General features: G+C 62.9%; 14 protein-coding genes. 8 read left to right on the top strand and 6 right to left on the bottom strand.

Going from position 1 to position 13,447, the window contains the following annotated elements:
• The first annotated feature begins 41 nt into the window (after positions 1–41).
• Both aroC and ribB read left to right on the top strand, forming a co-directional pair.
• Positions 42–1,136 (top strand): chorismate synthase, encoded by a 1,095-nt coding sequence (gene aroC / locus J5N58_RS18100; RefSeq protein WP_112829669.1) that lies wholly within the window; start codon positions 42–44, stop codon positions 1,134–1,136.
• A gap of 9 nt (positions 1,137–1,145) precedes the next feature.
• Positions 1,146–2,246, top strand: coding sequence for a 3,4-dihydroxy-2-butanone-4-phosphate synthase (gene ribB / locus J5N58_RS18095; protein ID WP_112829670.1), 1,101 nt, complete (start codon positions 1,146–1,148; stop codon positions 2,244–2,246).
• An 81-nt stretch (positions 2,247–2,327) separates the two neighbouring features.
• Here ribB and J5N58_RS18090 read toward each other — a convergent pair whose 3' ends face one another.
• Positions 2,328–3,191: a DMT family transporter gene (locus J5N58_RS18090; protein ID WP_113439458.1), complete on the bottom strand. Its 864-nt coding sequence runs from the start codon at positions 3,189–3,191 to the stop codon at positions 2,328–2,330.
• Between the two features lie 113 nt (positions 3,192–3,304).
• Between J5N58_RS18090 and J5N58_RS18085 the strand changes: the two genes are divergently transcribed.
• Positions 3,305–4,702, top strand: coding sequence for an aminotransferase-like domain-containing protein (locus J5N58_RS18085; protein ID WP_244712066.1), 1,398 nt, complete (start codon positions 3,305–3,307; stop codon positions 4,700–4,702).
• Positions 4,703–4,711: 9 nt separating this feature from the next.
• On the opposite strand, the gene J5N58_RS18080 is transcribed toward J5N58_RS18085, so the two are convergent.
• Positions 4,712–5,074 (bottom strand): nucleoside triphosphate pyrophosphohydrolase family protein, encoded by a 363-nt coding sequence (locus J5N58_RS18080; protein ID WP_244712064.1) that lies wholly within the window; start codon positions 5,072–5,074, stop codon positions 4,712–4,714.
• A gap of 204 nt (positions 5,075–5,278) precedes the next feature.
• On the opposite strand from J5N58_RS18080, the gene J5N58_RS18075 reads away from it, so the two are divergent.
• The 3 genes from J5N58_RS18075 to J5N58_RS18065 all read left to right on the top strand — a co-directional run bounded on the left by J5N58_RS18075 (position 5,279) and on the right by J5N58_RS18065 (position 7,904).
• On the top strand, positions 5,279–5,668 hold the full coding sequence (locus J5N58_RS18075) for a cupin domain-containing protein (RefSeq protein ID WP_112829673.1): 390 nt from the start codon (positions 5,279–5,281) through the stop codon (positions 5,666–5,668).
• Between the two features lie 124 nt (positions 5,669–5,792).
• The gene (locus J5N58_RS18070) at positions 5,793–7,313 is read left to right on the top strand and encodes a winged helix-turn-helix domain-containing protein (protein WP_244712062.1); all 1,521 of its coding nucleotides are present in this window, start codon (positions 5,793–5,795) and stop codon (positions 7,311–7,313) included.
• Between the two features lie 96 nt (positions 7,314–7,409).
• On the top strand, positions 7,410–7,904 hold the full coding sequence (locus J5N58_RS18065) for a cupin domain-containing protein (RefSeq protein ID WP_113447863.1): 495 nt from the start codon (positions 7,410–7,412) through the stop codon (positions 7,902–7,904).
• Positions 7,905–8,158: 254 nt separating this feature from the next.
• On the opposite strand, the gene J5N58_RS18060 is transcribed toward J5N58_RS18065, so the two are convergent.
• Positions 8,159–9,055 carry a LysR family transcriptional regulator gene (locus tag J5N58_RS18060; protein WP_113443267.1) on the bottom strand — a complete coding sequence of 299 codons (897 nt, stop codon included), beginning with the start codon at positions 9,053–9,055 and terminating at the stop codon, positions 8,159–8,161.
• 136 nt (positions 9,056–9,191) lie between these two features.
• Between J5N58_RS18060 and J5N58_RS18055 the strand changes: the two genes are divergently transcribed.
• Both J5N58_RS18055 and J5N58_RS18050 read left to right on the top strand, forming a co-directional pair.
• Positions 9,192–10,184: an MBL fold metallo-hydrolase gene (locus J5N58_RS18055; protein WP_113443266.1), complete on the top strand. Its 993-nt coding sequence runs from the start codon at positions 9,192–9,194 to the stop codon at positions 10,182–10,184.
• A gap of 35 nt (positions 10,185–10,219) precedes the next feature.
• On the top strand, positions 10,220–10,792 hold the full coding sequence (locus tag J5N58_RS18050; RefSeq protein WP_113466871.1) for a pyridoxamine 5'-phosphate oxidase family protein: 573 nt from the start codon (positions 10,220–10,222) through the stop codon (positions 10,790–10,792).
• A gap of 163 nt (positions 10,793–10,955) precedes the next feature.
• Here J5N58_RS18050 and J5N58_RS18045 read toward each other — a convergent pair whose 3' ends face one another.
• From J5N58_RS18045 to J5N58_RS18035, 3 genes are all read right to left on the bottom strand, one after another.
• Positions 10,956–11,336: an ester cyclase gene (locus J5N58_RS18045; RefSeq protein WP_113443264.1), complete on the bottom strand. Its 381-nt coding sequence runs from the start codon at positions 11,334–11,336 to the stop codon at positions 10,956–10,958.
• 324 nt (positions 11,337–11,660) lie between these two features.
• A complete protein-coding gene (locus J5N58_RS18040) occupies positions 11,661–12,077 on the bottom strand; it encodes a GNAT family N-acetyltransferase (RefSeq protein WP_244712060.1) in 417 nt (138 codons plus the stop codon).
• 22 nt (positions 12,078–12,099) lie between these two features.
• Positions 12,100–13,290, bottom strand: coding sequence for a winged helix-turn-helix domain-containing protein (locus J5N58_RS18035; protein WP_244712058.1), 1,191 nt, complete (start codon positions 13,288–13,290; stop codon positions 12,100–12,102).
• Between the last annotated feature and the right edge of the window lie 157 nt (positions 13,291–13,447).

The following is a 13,447-nucleotide window of genomic DNA, read 5'->3' as shown; positions in this document are numbered from 1 at the left end:
CCGGAAACGGCGCAAGCCTCCCGCAAACCGGTTCGTCTGACATGTCGCACAACACCTTCGGCCATCTCTTCCGCGTCACCACCTGGGGCGAAAGCCACGGTCCCGCCCTCGGCGCCGTGGTCGACGGCTGCCCGCCCGGCATCCGCTTCACCCAGGAAGACCTCCAGGTCTTTCTCGACAAGCGCAAGCCCGGCCAGTCGCGCTTCGTGACCCAGCGCCGGGAGGACGACATCGTCAAGGTGCTCTCCGGCGTGATGCCGCAGGAGGACGGCTCGATGATTACCACCGGCACGCCGGTGTCGCTGATGATCGAGAACACCGACCAGCGCTCCAAGGATTACGGCGAGATCGCGCGGCGCTACCGCCCCGGCCATGCCGACTACACCTATGACGTCAAATACGGCATTCGCGACTATCGCGGCGGCGGCCGTTCATCGGCCCGCGAAACGGCGGCCCGCGTCGCGGCAGGCGCCCTTGCGCGGCAGGTGATCCCCGGCGTCACGATCCGTGGCGCGCTGGTGCAGATCGGCAAGCACAGGATCAACCGCGCCAACTGGGACTGGGCGCAGGTGAACGAAAACCCGTTCTTCGCTCCCGACCCGGAAATCGTCCCCGTGTGGGAAAGCTATCTCGACGAGATCCGCAAGGCGGGCTCTTCCGTCGGCGCTGTGGTCGAAGTGGTTGCCGAAGGCGTTCCGGCCGGCATCGGTGCGCCTGTCTACGGCAAGCTGGACCAGGAGATCGCCGCGAACCTCATGTCGATCAACGCCGTCAAGGGCGTGGAAATCGGGAACGGCTTCGGCGCGGCGGAAATCACCGGCGAGGAAAACGCCGACGAAATGCGGATCGGTCCGGACGGCAAGCCGATGTTCCTTTCCAATCACGCGGGCGGCATTCTCGGCGGCATTTCCACCGGCGAGCCGATCGTCGCCCGTTTCGCCATCAAGCCGACCTCCTCGATCCTGACCGAACGCCGATCCATCGACGCCGACGGCCACGAGGTCGAGGTGCGCACCAAGGGCCGGCACGATCCCTGCGTCGGAATCCGGGCGGTTCCCGTCGGCGAGGCGATGCTCGCCTGCACGATTGTCGATCATTATCTGCGAGACCGCGGCCAGACCGGCCGCCTGAAGTGAGGCATTCCCATGAGCTATGACCAGAGCCGCGTCGTCGACGCCATCCGCGCCTTCGAGGCCGGCGAAATCGTCGTCGTGACCGATGACGACGACCGCGAGAACGAAGGCGACCTGATCGTCGCCGCCGTGCACTGCACCGCCGAGAAGATGGCCTTCATTGTGCGCCACACCTCCGGCATCGTCTGCGCGCCGATGACCAAGGAAGACGCCAAGCGGCTGAACCTAACGGCCATGGTCGCCGAAAACGACAGCGCCCACACCACCGCCTTCACCGTGACCGTCGACTTCAAGCACGGCACGACGACGGGCATTTCCGCCGAGGACCGTACGCTGACCGTGCGCAACCTCGCCAACCCGAATGTCGGGCCGGCGGATTTTGTGCGCCCCGGCCACGTCTTCCCGCTGGTCGCCCGCGAAGGCGGCGTGCTGATGCGCTCCGGCCATACGGAAGCCGCCGTCGACCTCTGCAGGCTCGCCGGGCTGCCGCCGGTCGGCGTGATCGGCGAGCTGGTCAACGACAACGGCACCGTCAAGCATGGGCCGGAAGTCTTCGACTTCGCCGAGGAACACGGCCTCAAGCGCGTCTCCGTCGCCGATCTCATCGCCTATCGCCAGCGCAAGGAAACGCTGATCCAGCTCGAATCGAGCTTCGTCGTCGAGACCCCCTACGGGCCGGCCAAGGCGCATGCCTATTCGCTTCCCTGGGACCCGATGCAGCATCTCGCCATTGTCTTCGGCGATATCCGCGACGGCGTCGACATTCCGGTGCGCCTGCAGCTCGAACATGTCGGCAAGGATGTGTTCGGCAAGAACCGCCAGGTCGACGACATCATGAAGCGGATCGCCGAGAAGGGCCGCGGCGTCATCGTCTATCTGCGCGAAGGCTCGGTCGGCGTCGGCGTATCCACCACGGCGCGCGCCGGCAAGCACGACCGCGAGGCCCATAACGAGGCGCAGCAGCGCGACAGCGAATGGCTGGAAATCGGCCTCGGCGCGCAGATCCTGAAGGATCTCGGCGTGACCTCGATCCGCCTCTTCTCCTCTCGCGAACGCCACTATGTCGGCCTCGAAGGCTTCGGCATCCGCATCAGCGGAACCGAGATCGTCTGACACGACGGGATTTCCGCCTCCGACAGCACCACGGAGGCGGAAATGTTCGCCTGACGGCGGAGCTCGCTGGAGCCCGCCGGATTATCTTGCGAAGCGCCTGGCGCCGGCGACGCAGAGGATGACGGCCGCGGTAACCGCGACCATGGACCAGCTTACCGCCTCGCCCAGCAGGGTCGCGGCGAGCGCCAGGCCGAAGAACGGCTGCAGAAGCTGCAACTGGCCGACGGCGGCGATGCCGCCCTGCGCAAGGCCGCGATACCAGAATATGAACCCCACCAGCATGCTGAAGACCGAGACGTAGGCAAGGCCGAGCCATGCGGGACGGGCCGCATCGGCAAAGGACTGCGGCATGGTGAGAATGGCGAGCAAAGCCATGACCGGCAGCGACAGCACCAGCGCCCAGGAAATGACCTGCCAGCCACCAAGCACGCGGGAAAGCTTCGCGCCTTCCGCATAGCCGAGCCCGCAGACGACGATGGCCGCGAGCATCAGGAGATCCCCCACCGGCGAGGCGGAAACGCCCTGCATCAGCGCGAAGCCCGCAACCAGCGCACTGCCGAGGCAGGAAAACAGCCAGAAGGCCGGCTTCGGTCTTTCGCCGCCGCGCAGCACGCCGAAGATCGCGGTCGCGAGCGGCAGGAGCCCGATGAAGACGATGGAATGGGCCGAAGTGACATGTTTCAGCGCCAGCGCCGTCAGGAGCGGAAAGCCGAAGACAACGCCGAGCGCCACCACCGCCAGGGAGACGAGATCCCCGCCCCGCGGACGCTTCTCGCGAAAGGCCAGAAGCAGAACGAGCGCCAGCGTGCCGGCGATGGCCGCGCGGGCGACGGTCAAAAACACCGGATCGAAATCCGCCACCGCCGCACGGGTCGCCGGCAGCGAGCCGCTGAAGATCAGAACGCCCAGAAAACCGTTGATCCAGCCCGTCGTCGTCTTGTCCATCATGTCTTTCCTTCTTTCACTGCAATGACAGGTGATAGGTGATGGCGGATGGATTTTTCAGGCACAGTGCATTACAGTTTTAACAAACTGTAATGGTCAAGTGAGCAGTACGGATGCCTGAGATCATTGAGATGGGTACCGGGACGCGGGTCGGGCAGGTCATGGCGACCGTCCGGCAGCGGATCGGCGCGCGCACGCTTTCGCCGGGGGCGAAGCTTCCCTCGATCCGCAGCCTTGCGAAGACAATGGCGGTTTCCACCTCGACCGTGGTCGAGGCCTATGACCGGCTGGCGGCGGAAGGGCTGATCCTGTCCAGGCGCGGCTCGGGCTTCTATGTCGCCGGGCACCTGCCGCCGCTGACGCTCGCGGAAATCGGCCCGAAGCTCGACCGGGCGGTCGATCCGTTCTGGGTGTCGCGGCAATCGCTCGAGGCGACCGAAGATGTGCTGAAGCCGGGCTGCGGCTGGCTGCCAGCCTCGTGGATGCCGCAGGCGGAGCTGCGCCGTTCGCTTCGTCACATCGCACGGGCGGAAGACAGGGTGCTCACCGACTACGGCACGCCGCTTGGCCTGCTGCCGCTGCGTCATCTCCTGTCGCGCCGCATGGCGGAACATGGCATGGAGGTGCCGCCGGACCAGATCATGCTGACGGAATCGGGCACGCAGGCGATCGACCTGTTGCTGCGGCTTCTCGTCGAGCCGGGCGACACCGTGCTGGTCGACGATCCCTGCTATTTCAATTTTCTGGCGCTGCTCAGAGCCCATCGGGTCAAGGTCGTCGGTGTGCCCTACACGCCTGGTGGCCCCGACATGGCGCTCTTCGCCGCGGCACTCACCGAGCACCGGCCGCGCCTCTACATCACCAATTCGGCGCTTCACAACCCGACCGGCGCGACGCTTTCGCCGGTCAGCGCGCATCGCATCCTGAAGTTTGCCGATGAGGCCGGGCTGACGATCATCGAGGACGACATCTTCGCCGATTTCGAGCTGGAGCCGGCGCCGCGGCTTGCGGCCTTCGACGGCTTCGAGCGGGTCATCCATATCGGCAGCTTCTCGAAGACGCTGACGGCTGCAGCCCGATGCGGCTTCATCGCCGCAAGGCGGGACTTCATCGAGCGGCTGACCGACCTGAAGATCGCCACATCCTTCGGCGGCAATGCGCTTTCGGCCGAACTGGTGCTCGCCTTGATGAAGGACGGCACCTACCGGAAATACATGAACGGGCTGCGCGACCGCCTGTCGCGCGCCATGGGAGAGACCGGCCGGAAACTCCAGGCGCTCGGCCTGAAGCCATGGATCGAACCGCGCGGCGGCATGTTTCTCTGGTCAGAACTCCCCGAAGGCCTCGACGCCGCCGACGTCGCCCGCCGAGCGCTCATGGACAACGTTGTGCTCGCTCCGGGCAACGCCTTCAGTGTCTCGCAGACGGCGACGCGGTTCCTGCGGTTCAATGTTGCGCAATCCGGCGATGCGAAGGTGTTTGCGGCGCTGGAGCGGGCGATGCGGGGATGATGGGAGACGTCAGGTCGCTTTCGAAGGAGAAGCGGAGGCTATCTTGTCGAGTTCAACGTAGTGATCCAGATGCCGCAACCACTTCCGCTCGATCGCGGCAACAATGTCGATATCATTTGCCCGCAAATAGAGCACCAGTTGCCCGAAAAGATCGGCCGCTTCATTCTCGAGGGATTCGCGAGTGCCTCCTGAACCATCCGCGTTTGGTCTGGCTGCGCCGCCAACCAGCCGATGTTCGGCTGTCAACTCGCCAAGTTCCTCCGTCAGCTTGAGCAGATACCAATCTGCACTGCGCGTGATGTTATGCACCCGCGCATAAAGCTCTCCCACTTGACCAATGCGTTCGCTCAGCTCTTCGAATGTCACACTCATTCGGTCCTCGGCAGTAACATAGAGATCCCGTTGCTGGAGGCTACCGCGGGTTTGCAACACGACCGTTACAATGACCGCCCTTGCCGGGAGCCGGCCGCGGTTCCCATCGGCTCCACTGAACTTCACACCGGACCGGTAGCGTCGCCTGCATCCGCATGATACGCATGCCTTGCCCCGTTCGCGACGCCGAAGGAGACAGCAGCGATGAAGTGCCTGCGCATCCATGCAAGCCCGGATGGTGAATCGCACTTCGATGAAATCGAACTGCCGACCACATCGCTTTCGGTGCATCCCGACGCCGCGCCGTTCGACGTTACGGCCAGTTATCCGGCATCCCGTGTCCGCCTTACCCACATTCCTGCCGGCATGCGCGAAGTTTCATGGCACACGGTGCCGGAGCCCGTGCTGACAGTCAGGCTGGATGGCTCGGTGGAATATGAAACGAGCGATGGAGATGTGCGCCACGTTCCAGCCGGCAGCTTTGTGCTGGTGGAGGACACGCATGGCAAGGGTCATCTGTCGCGCCATTCCACAGAAGCGCAAACCGTCATCTGGATCTCGCTGCCGAACGGTCTCGGATTGCCGCAATCGTAACTGCGGCTTCCGCATCACCGCGGGGTTTCGGTCCGAAGCCAGAAGGCCTCTTCGCTATCACGACAGTGAACCTGGCGTCTGGCTCGGAGATGTATGCCGATGCAAACTCGGCTATCCTGGGTAAATGGCCCAGGAGACTTTCTCGTTTGGCACTTTTTCCGTCGATCCCGCCGCCGGCACGGTGGTGCGTGCGGGTGGACTCGTACCGCTCGGCAGCAAGGCCTTTGCCCTTCTGGTCGCCCTGCTGGAAGCCGATGGCGCCGTGGTATCCAAGGAAGCGTTGATTGAAATTGCCTGGCCAGAGCGTACGGTCGGCGAGGCGAATCTTTCGGTTCAGATCGCAGCGCTTCGCAAAGCGCTAGGCCGCGCGCCATCGGGCGGGGAGTGGATAGAGACTGTACCGCGCGTCGGCTACCGTTTTTCCGGAGGCCAAGAACCAGCCGCCCCTGTCGACGACAGCGGCCCGCAGCTTATGGTCCTGCCATTCGAAAACCTCTCGGACGACGGATCGGAGCGGTATTTCATTGATGGCGTTGTCGAAGACATTGTTACCGCCCTTTCGAGGTTCACCACCTTCTCCGTACTCTCGCGCAGCGCAACCCACGCTTTTGTCGAAAAACGTCTCGATCTTCGATCCGCAGCCCGGAAGTTGGGCGTGCGTTACGCGCTCTCCGGAAGCCTGCAGCGTCAGGGCGACCGACTGAGAGTTACCGTTCAGTTGATCGAGACAGAAAAAGCCAGGCAACGCTGGAGCGAGCGATTTGATGGTGAACTCGGCCAAGTGTTCGAATTTCAAGACAGGATAGCGGAGGCGGTGGCTGGCGTCGTCGAACCCGGCATCAGAAAGGCGGAGATAGAACGCCTGCGCCGCAGCCCTCCCTCCGTCCTCCGTGCCTACGATCTCTATCTTCAGGCATTGCCCTACTTCCGCGGGACCTCTGCGGAAGACCGGAACGAGGCCATACGGCTCCTGGAACAGGCGACCGAGTCCGACGACCGCTTTGCAATTGGGCTTGCACATGCTGCCTGGGCTTACGAGCGACTTGACACATTCGGATCGGGCATGTCGGAAAGGGAGCGCGCAAGAGCGTTGCAGCTTGCCGAACGGGCTCTACGGTACAGCGCAGGCGACCCATTGGTCGACGCCATTTGCGCGCTCGTCTTCCTCAACATATCAGGCGAGTCGGAACGAAGTCTGGCGATGTTGGCAGAGGCGGAACGGCGCTGCCCCCACAATTCGACCGTGCTTTCGCTTTGTGCCTTTGCAAACGTGATGGCAGGCGAGGTGGAAATCGGCCGCCAAGGCTTCCTTCGCGCCTTGAGAATCGCTCCGGGGGCACTCGACAACTATGAGCTCAATGCGGGCGTCGCTATTGCCCGCCTGTTCCAGGGAGAATTCGAGGATTCGATTTCCTGGTCGCTGCGCAGCATCGCACAGAACGGAGACTGGCTTGGAGCCTATTGGATGCTCATTGCCGCCCATGTCCAGCTGGGCCGCATCGAGCAAGCGAGAAATGTCCTGTCTCGCCTTATGTCGAAAGCTCCGGCCATGCGGATGTCGGATATCGTTCGCCTGAGACATCGTTACGCCGACCGGTTCCAGATGGTCGTGGATTCGATGAGGCTGGCAGGCCTTCCCGACTGAATTCGGCGGCGGCCGTTGACATTTTTTGGAATTCCTTTGGGACCCAAAGAGGCCTGGCGGGCAAGATGCGAAAACCGTCAGCCAAAGGAGAGACCGATGGTTTCGAACTTCACGAGCGCTCAAATCTCACTTCCGGGTAGCGAACGTGTGGCGATGACGCCGTTTGGCGCCAGGCTGGTCATACATGCATTGAAGAGCGAAACGGACGGTGCGCTCGGTGTATGGGAAACGTTCACTCCGCCCGGAGAAGGTCCGGCACCTCATACGCACACCCGTGAAACCGAAATGTTCAGGGTCTTGCAAAGCACCTACCGATTCTGGTGCGCCGATCAGGTGTTCGATGCGCCGCCCGGCTCGGTCGTGGTTTTACCGCCGAACGTCGAACATGCCTGGCGCAATATTGGCCAAGGGATGGGTCGGATGCTCGGCATCGTGACGCCCGGAGGCTGCGAAGGGATGTTTTGCGAAATCGCGGCCCTAGGGCCGGGCGCGACTGCGCAGCAGATCGCATCGATAGAGGGCGGATATGGCATCATCAACGACGAGACCAAAAAGCTTGGGGCCAAAACAATCGAGGGGATTGGCCGATAGAAGCCATGCCGCTTCATAACAACCTGCAGCGGCATTCCGATGGCTATAGCCCCAAATCGATCACCCCCAAGCCACCCTCACCTCACCCCAGCCATCCAACCCGCAACACCACTCTCCCGGCGCCGGCGAAACGACGGTGACGAGGGAATTGGCGTTTCGTTGCGGGAAAGCCGGGGGTATCTGCTGTTGATCCGTTGCGGACCGAAGGCGGCGTCTGACGGTCATCAAGGGAGGCCAGCCAGGATAGCGGGGGGCTACTGGGACATGCGCGCGCGCAGGCGGGGCCCTATCCAGTCAAGGAAGCATCGTACCTTCAGCGGCAGAGGATCGGCAGGTCGGTGGATAACGTTCACCGGAAGCGGTTCCGGCGCGAACTCCGTCAGCAATTCCTGCAACGCGCCGGAGCGCAACTGATCGGAAATCTGGTAAGACAGCACGCGTATGATGCCGATGCCGGCCAGTGCGGCCTGAATGGCAGCCTCCGTCGTGTTCACCGCGAGCTTGGAGCGCGGTTCGACGGCAAAGGCCGCACCGTCCCGGCGGTAGCGCCATTCCGGCGCGGTTGCGAAGCCCTGGAAGCTTATGCCGTCATGCTGGGCGAGGTCATCCGGCCGAAGCGGCACTCCCCGGCGGGCGAGATAGTCCGGGCTCGCGCAGATCACCCGGCGGACAGAGCCTATGCGCGTGGCAATCAATGCGCTGTCTGCCAGATGCCCGATCCGCAGGGCCACATCGACATGCTCGTCGGAGAAACTTACCTGCCGATCGACCAGGCTCAGCCTCAGGTTGATGTCGGGTTGCTCCTTCAGGAATTCCAGCACAATCGGCAGCAGATAGCGCTCGCCGAAGACAATCGGCGCGGTCACATGCAGCCCGCCGCGCAACGCGCCATAATCGCCGCTGGCCTGCCGTTCGGCCGCGTTCAACTCTTCCAGAATGCGACGCGACGCGGCAACAAAGGCACGCCCCTCCTCCGTCAGGGCAAGGCCCCGGCGCGTGCGCAGAACCAGTCGTGTGCCAAGATGGTTTTCAAGATCGGCGACCTTTCGGCTGACCGTGGCGAGCGGTGCATTCAGGCGCCGCGCGCCCGCAGAGAGGCTGCCGGCATCCACCGCCGCCAACAACACCGACATCGCATCAAACCGATCCATTCAATCCTTCCGGAGTTTGAGAGGAAAGCTCCATAAATGGCAGGATACCCCGTTCGTTGTGGATGTCATAGCCTTCACTCCGTCGAGGGGACGCCGGCCGGCTTCCCGCATTTCCAATGATCCGGAGGAAGAAGTCATGTCTCAACTTTCACGTCGCGCCTTTGTCAGCGCCCTTCCTCTGGGCCTCGGCGGGGTGAGCCTCCTCGGGGGAGGTTTGATCGGTGGCACTTCCACGCCCGCCCTTGCCGCAACGCACCAGGTCGCGAAGACGCCGGCCACCGTTACGCCGCTGGCGCAGATCCGCATTGGCCGTTTCACGGTGACCGCCCTTACGGACGGGTATGCCGATATGCCCTACGACTATTTTCCGGGGCGCACGGCGGCCGAGGTCGAGCAGGCGGCCGTTGCGCAGTTCACCGCCCGGCCGAGCGGCGTGCGCTTCCTCTTCAACCAGTATCTCATCGAGGATGGCGCACACCGTATCCTGATCGATGCCGGAGCGGCCGGCTCGATCGGACAGACCGGCGCACTGCCGCAGGCGCTCGGTAGGCTTGGCGTGCAGCCCGATCAGATCGACGCGGTGATCGTGACACATATGCATCAGGACCACATGGGCGGCCTGGTTCTCGGAGGGAAGAACAATTACCCCGAGGCCGAACTCTATATCGATCGTCGCGACGTCAAGCATTGGACCGATCCGGCCAAGCGCAGCGGCGCAGCCGACTATCTGCAGACCAGCTTCCAGATGGCTGAGGAGGTCGTGCGCCTCTACCCGAAACTCCAGGCGATCGACGGCGAGCGCGAGATTGTGCCGGGCGTCTCCATCGTCGACCTGACCGGCCATACACCCGGCCATATCGGCGTGCGGGTCGAGGATGGCGGGCAGAGCCTCATCATGGTTTCGGACATGATCTTTCCGGTCGTGCATCCTGGAGCGACCGATGTATTCTTCCTGTTCGAGCAGGACCCCGTCGCGGCCAAGGCGATGCGCGACCGCTTCTTTCCTCGCGCCGCCTCGGAAGGCGCGCTGATTGCCGCCACGCACATGCCCTTTCCGGGGCTCGGCCGCGTCGTCGCCGACCGCGGGCAGCTGCGCTGGCAGGTGGCGGACTGGGCCTTACAGAACTGAGGGCCGCTCCGGCGCGGTTGCGGAAGGAAAAACGCATGGGCACGAGATATCTCAGCATCGCCACAACGGCCTCCGTCGCGGCCGCGCAGGAACACTATGGCAGCGCAGCGCAGTGGGCACGGATAGGCGCGCGCGGCCAAGCGGACGATGCCGGGCCGAGGCAACCCCTCGGTCCCTCGGAAACGGCCTTCATCCGGGCGCGCGACGGCTTCTATATCGCCAGTGTCTCAGAGACGGGATGGCCCTATGTCCAGTACCGTGGCGGGCCTCCGGGCTTTCTCGCCACCGTCGACGCATCGACGCTGGGCTTTGCGGATTTTCGCGGCAACCGGCAATACATCACGACGGGCAATGTGCGCGCGAATGACCGCGTCTCGCTGTTCCTGATGGACTATGCTCACCAGCAACGCCTGAAGATCTTCGGCCACATGCACATCATCGATGCCGCGGACGATCCGGTTCTGGCGAAGGCGCTGACCGTGCCGGATTACCCCGCTCGCGTGGAACGCCTCGTCCTCATCGCGGTGGAGGCGTACGACTGGAACTGCCCGCAGCACATCACGCCGCGCTTCACGCGGGCTGAGCTTGAGCGTCTGCAATCGGGATAGCCGGATGCTGTTCCGATCCGGTTCAGGTTTTCGCCTCGTCGCACGCGACGGGTGGGGCGATGGCCGTTCGAGTTGGGAGACAGCCATGCCGGGATGGCGTTTTCGAAACGCCGCTGGCCTGTTTGGCGGTCCGAAGCGGTCATTGGCCATCGCAAAAGGCGGCTCAAGCAATCTGATTTTCGATCGAGGTTTTATCGATCACGGAAAACACATCGATTATTTTACCGCCCTTCACCTCGTAAAACACGTTTTCTGCGAAGGAAATGCGTCGGCCGTTGATCTTTAAGCCAAGGAAATCGCTTTTTGGTGAGCAATTGAACATCAACCTCGCCGCAATAAGGGGCGGGTCGCATACCAGACGATCTATGACGAAACGTAGGTCGGGGATGTCCTCGAAGTCTTTGATCAGCATCGAGCGGTAGCCTGACAGCCCAAGCGGCCGACCATTATGTTTGACATCGTCGGCAACATACCGCCTCAGCTCATCCCAATCTTGGCGATTTAGGCAACCTATGTACGCGCGATAAAATTCTTGCAGTGTCATGTTGCAGATACCGTCAGATCAATCCCTTTTACCGTCATGTGAACCAAGACGAGCGGAATTCACGTTGTTATGCGCTCGCACCATGCGTCGCAAGGCTCACAGCAGTAAGATCAGCTTCCTCGAGTTTTGCGGCAGTCGCGACCTCCGGTGTTGGCGCTGAGCGCTCGAGCACAGGGTGTCTTCTCTCACCTCAGCCAGCCCTCAGCACCCACCGTTTCCATGAGCACGAAGCGTGGCGAGTTTAGCTTACAGTTTTTCGAGCCGCCGGGCAGACGGTTTGATGCACCAACCACCTGTGACCTTCCAATAAAAGCGGCCGGCGGCTCACGCCACCTTGCGCGCCATGCCGACGGAGCGGGGTGCGGTCTCCTCGAAGCCGAACTGGGCGTAGAGGCGGTTGGCCGGGACGTCGGCGATCAGGCTGACATAGGCGGATTTCGGCAGCGTCGCGATGAAATCGGAAAGCGCCTGCATGATCCGCTTTGCCAGTCCCCTGCCCTGATGCACCGGATCGATGGCGATGTCGGTCACCTGAAAGAAGCAACCGCCGTCGCCGATGATCCGGCCCATGCCGACCACCTCCTCGCCCCGCATCAGGCAGACGCCGAAGATCGAATTCGGCAGGCCCTTCTCCGCCGCCTCGCGGGAAAAGGGGCTGAGGCCCGAGACATGGCGCAAACGCAGGTAATCCTCGATGCCGGGCACGCGGGCTTCGATGCGGTAGTCGCTATTGTCGGACACAAGGCCCCTCCCTTTTTAAATTTTATCCCAGCCAGCCGTCCCTGAGCACCACGGTCTCCACCCCGGCGAAGCGGGCGATGCGGGCAAGCTCGGCCTGCAGTTTTTCCAGCCGGCCGGCGGAGGGTTTGACGCCCTTTTCCAGCCAGAGCCGTTTCACATCGAGAACACCCGTCTTGCGGTCGGCCTTCATGTCGATGCGGCCGATCAGGCGGTCGGCTTCGAGCAGCGGGAAGACATAGTAGCCGTATTCCCGCTTCGGTTCCGGCACGAAGATCTCGATGCGGTAGAAGAAGCCGAACAGGCGCTCGGTACGGTTACGGTCGCGGATCAGGGGATCGAATGGGCTGAGCGTGCGGATGCGGGCCGGCGGCTCCGGAGCGTCGAGCAGCGTTTCCAGCCCCTCGGCAAAAGCGAAGGATGCGCGCGGCCTGCCGCCATCGACCGTTTCGATCGCCACTTCCTCCAGTTCGTCGCGGTGGCTTTCCACCCAGAGCCTGGCTTCCTGCGGGCTGACGAGATCGAAGAAGGCGGCGATTTCGCCCGAGGTGGCGAAGCCCAGCCGCGTCAGGGCGCTTCGACAGGCCCAGTCGACAAAGGCGTCGTGATCGACTTCCGCCTCGAAATGCTCTTTCGGGATAACCCGTTCGGACAGATCGTAGATCTTCTGGAAATTCTCCCGTCCGGCAATCGCCAGCTTGCCGGTGTGCCAGAGATATTCGAGCGCCGTCTTCGAAGGATGCCAGTTCCACCAGCCGCCGGACTTGTGTTCCTCCGCCTTCACCTCGCGCGCCATGACCGGACCGTTTTCCCGGATGCGCGCGTAGGTTTCCTCGAAGGCCCGATCGAAGCCCTCGCCCTGCCATTTTCGCCAGTTTTCGAGGATCTTTGCCTCGCGCCGCCTGAACCGGTGCTTCCAATAGGGAAAGAAGGCCGAAGGAATGATCGAGGCGTCGTGCGTCCAGTGCTCGAACAGCGCCCGGTCCTTTTCGATCAGGGCGGACAGATGCTCCGGCCGGTAGGTCTGGTTGCGCGAAAAGAGGATCTGGTGATGGGCGCGCTCCACCGTCGCGATGCTGTCGATCTGCACGAAGCCGAGATCATACACGAGATCGAAGAGCCCCGCCATGCCCAGCGCCAGATGCGGCGGCCGGGAAAGCCCCTGCCGCTCCATGAAGATTTTTCGCGCCTGCGTGTTGGAAATTGGAATCGCCATGAGCAGAAGCTAGCGGATGTTCATGATATGTTCAATGCGTGATGTGAGGATATTTCTTCTGCGTCAACCGGGCGCGGCAATATTCGATCACCGCTCCCGCCGCTGTTTCGATACATATTTCCCTCCCCCGCCGCAGGGGTTATAGAGACCTCCAGTT

The organism is Paenirhizobium cremeum, from assembly GCF_022884085.1.
GTDB lineage: Bacteria > Pseudomonadota > Alphaproteobacteria > Rhizobiales > Rhizobiaceae > Allorhizobium > Allorhizobium cremeum.
Note: the sequence above shows the minus strand (reverse complement) of the source record. Positions and strands in the feature narration are given on the sequence as shown.

Bases quoted from the DNA above. Each gene is read 5' to 3' on its own strand.
- aroC (WP_112829669.1), top strand. From the start codon at position 42: ATGTCGCACAACACCTTCGGCCATCTCTTCCGCGTCACCACCTGGGGC.
- ribB (WP_112829670.1), top strand. From the start codon at position 1,146: ATGAGCTATGACCAGAGCCGCGTCGTCGACGCCATCCGCGCCTTCGAG.
- J5N58_RS18090 (WP_113439458.1), bottom strand. From the start codon at position 3,191: ATGGACAAGACGACGACGGGCTGGATCAACGGTTTTCTGGGCGTTCTG.
- J5N58_RS18085 (WP_244712066.1), top strand. From the start codon at position 3,305: ATGCCTGAGATCATTGAGATGGGTACCGGGACGCGGGTCGGGCAGGTC.
- J5N58_RS18080 (WP_244712064.1), bottom strand. From the start codon at position 5,074: ATGAGTGTGACATTCGAAGAGCTGAGCGAACGCATTGGTCAAGTGGGA.
- J5N58_RS18075 (WP_112829673.1), top strand. From the start codon at position 5,279: ATGAAGTGCCTGCGCATCCATGCAAGCCCGGATGGTGAATCGCACTTC.
- J5N58_RS18070 (WP_244712062.1), top strand. From the start codon at position 5,793: ATGGCCCAGGAGACTTTCTCGTTTGGCACTTTTTCCGTCGATCCCGCC.
- J5N58_RS18065 (WP_113447863.1), top strand. From the start codon at position 7,410: ATGGTTTCGAACTTCACGAGCGCTCAAATCTCACTTCCGGGTAGCGAA.
- J5N58_RS18060 (WP_113443267.1), bottom strand. From the start codon at position 9,055: ATGGATCGGTTTGATGCGATGTCGGTGTTGTTGGCGGCGGTGGATGCC.
- J5N58_RS18055 (WP_113443266.1), top strand. From the start codon at position 9,192: ATGTCTCAACTTTCACGTCGCGCCTTTGTCAGCGCCCTTCCTCTGGGC.
- J5N58_RS18050 (WP_113466871.1), top strand. From the start codon at position 10,220: ATGGGCACGAGATATCTCAGCATCGCCACAACGGCCTCCGTCGCGGCC.
- J5N58_RS18045 (WP_113443264.1), bottom strand. From the start codon at position 11,336: ATGACACTGCAAGAATTTTATCGCGCGTACATAGGTTGCCTAAATCGC.
- J5N58_RS18035 (WP_244712058.1), bottom strand. From the start codon at position 13,290: ATGGCGATTCCAATTTCCAACACGCAGGCGCGAAAAATCTTCATGGAG.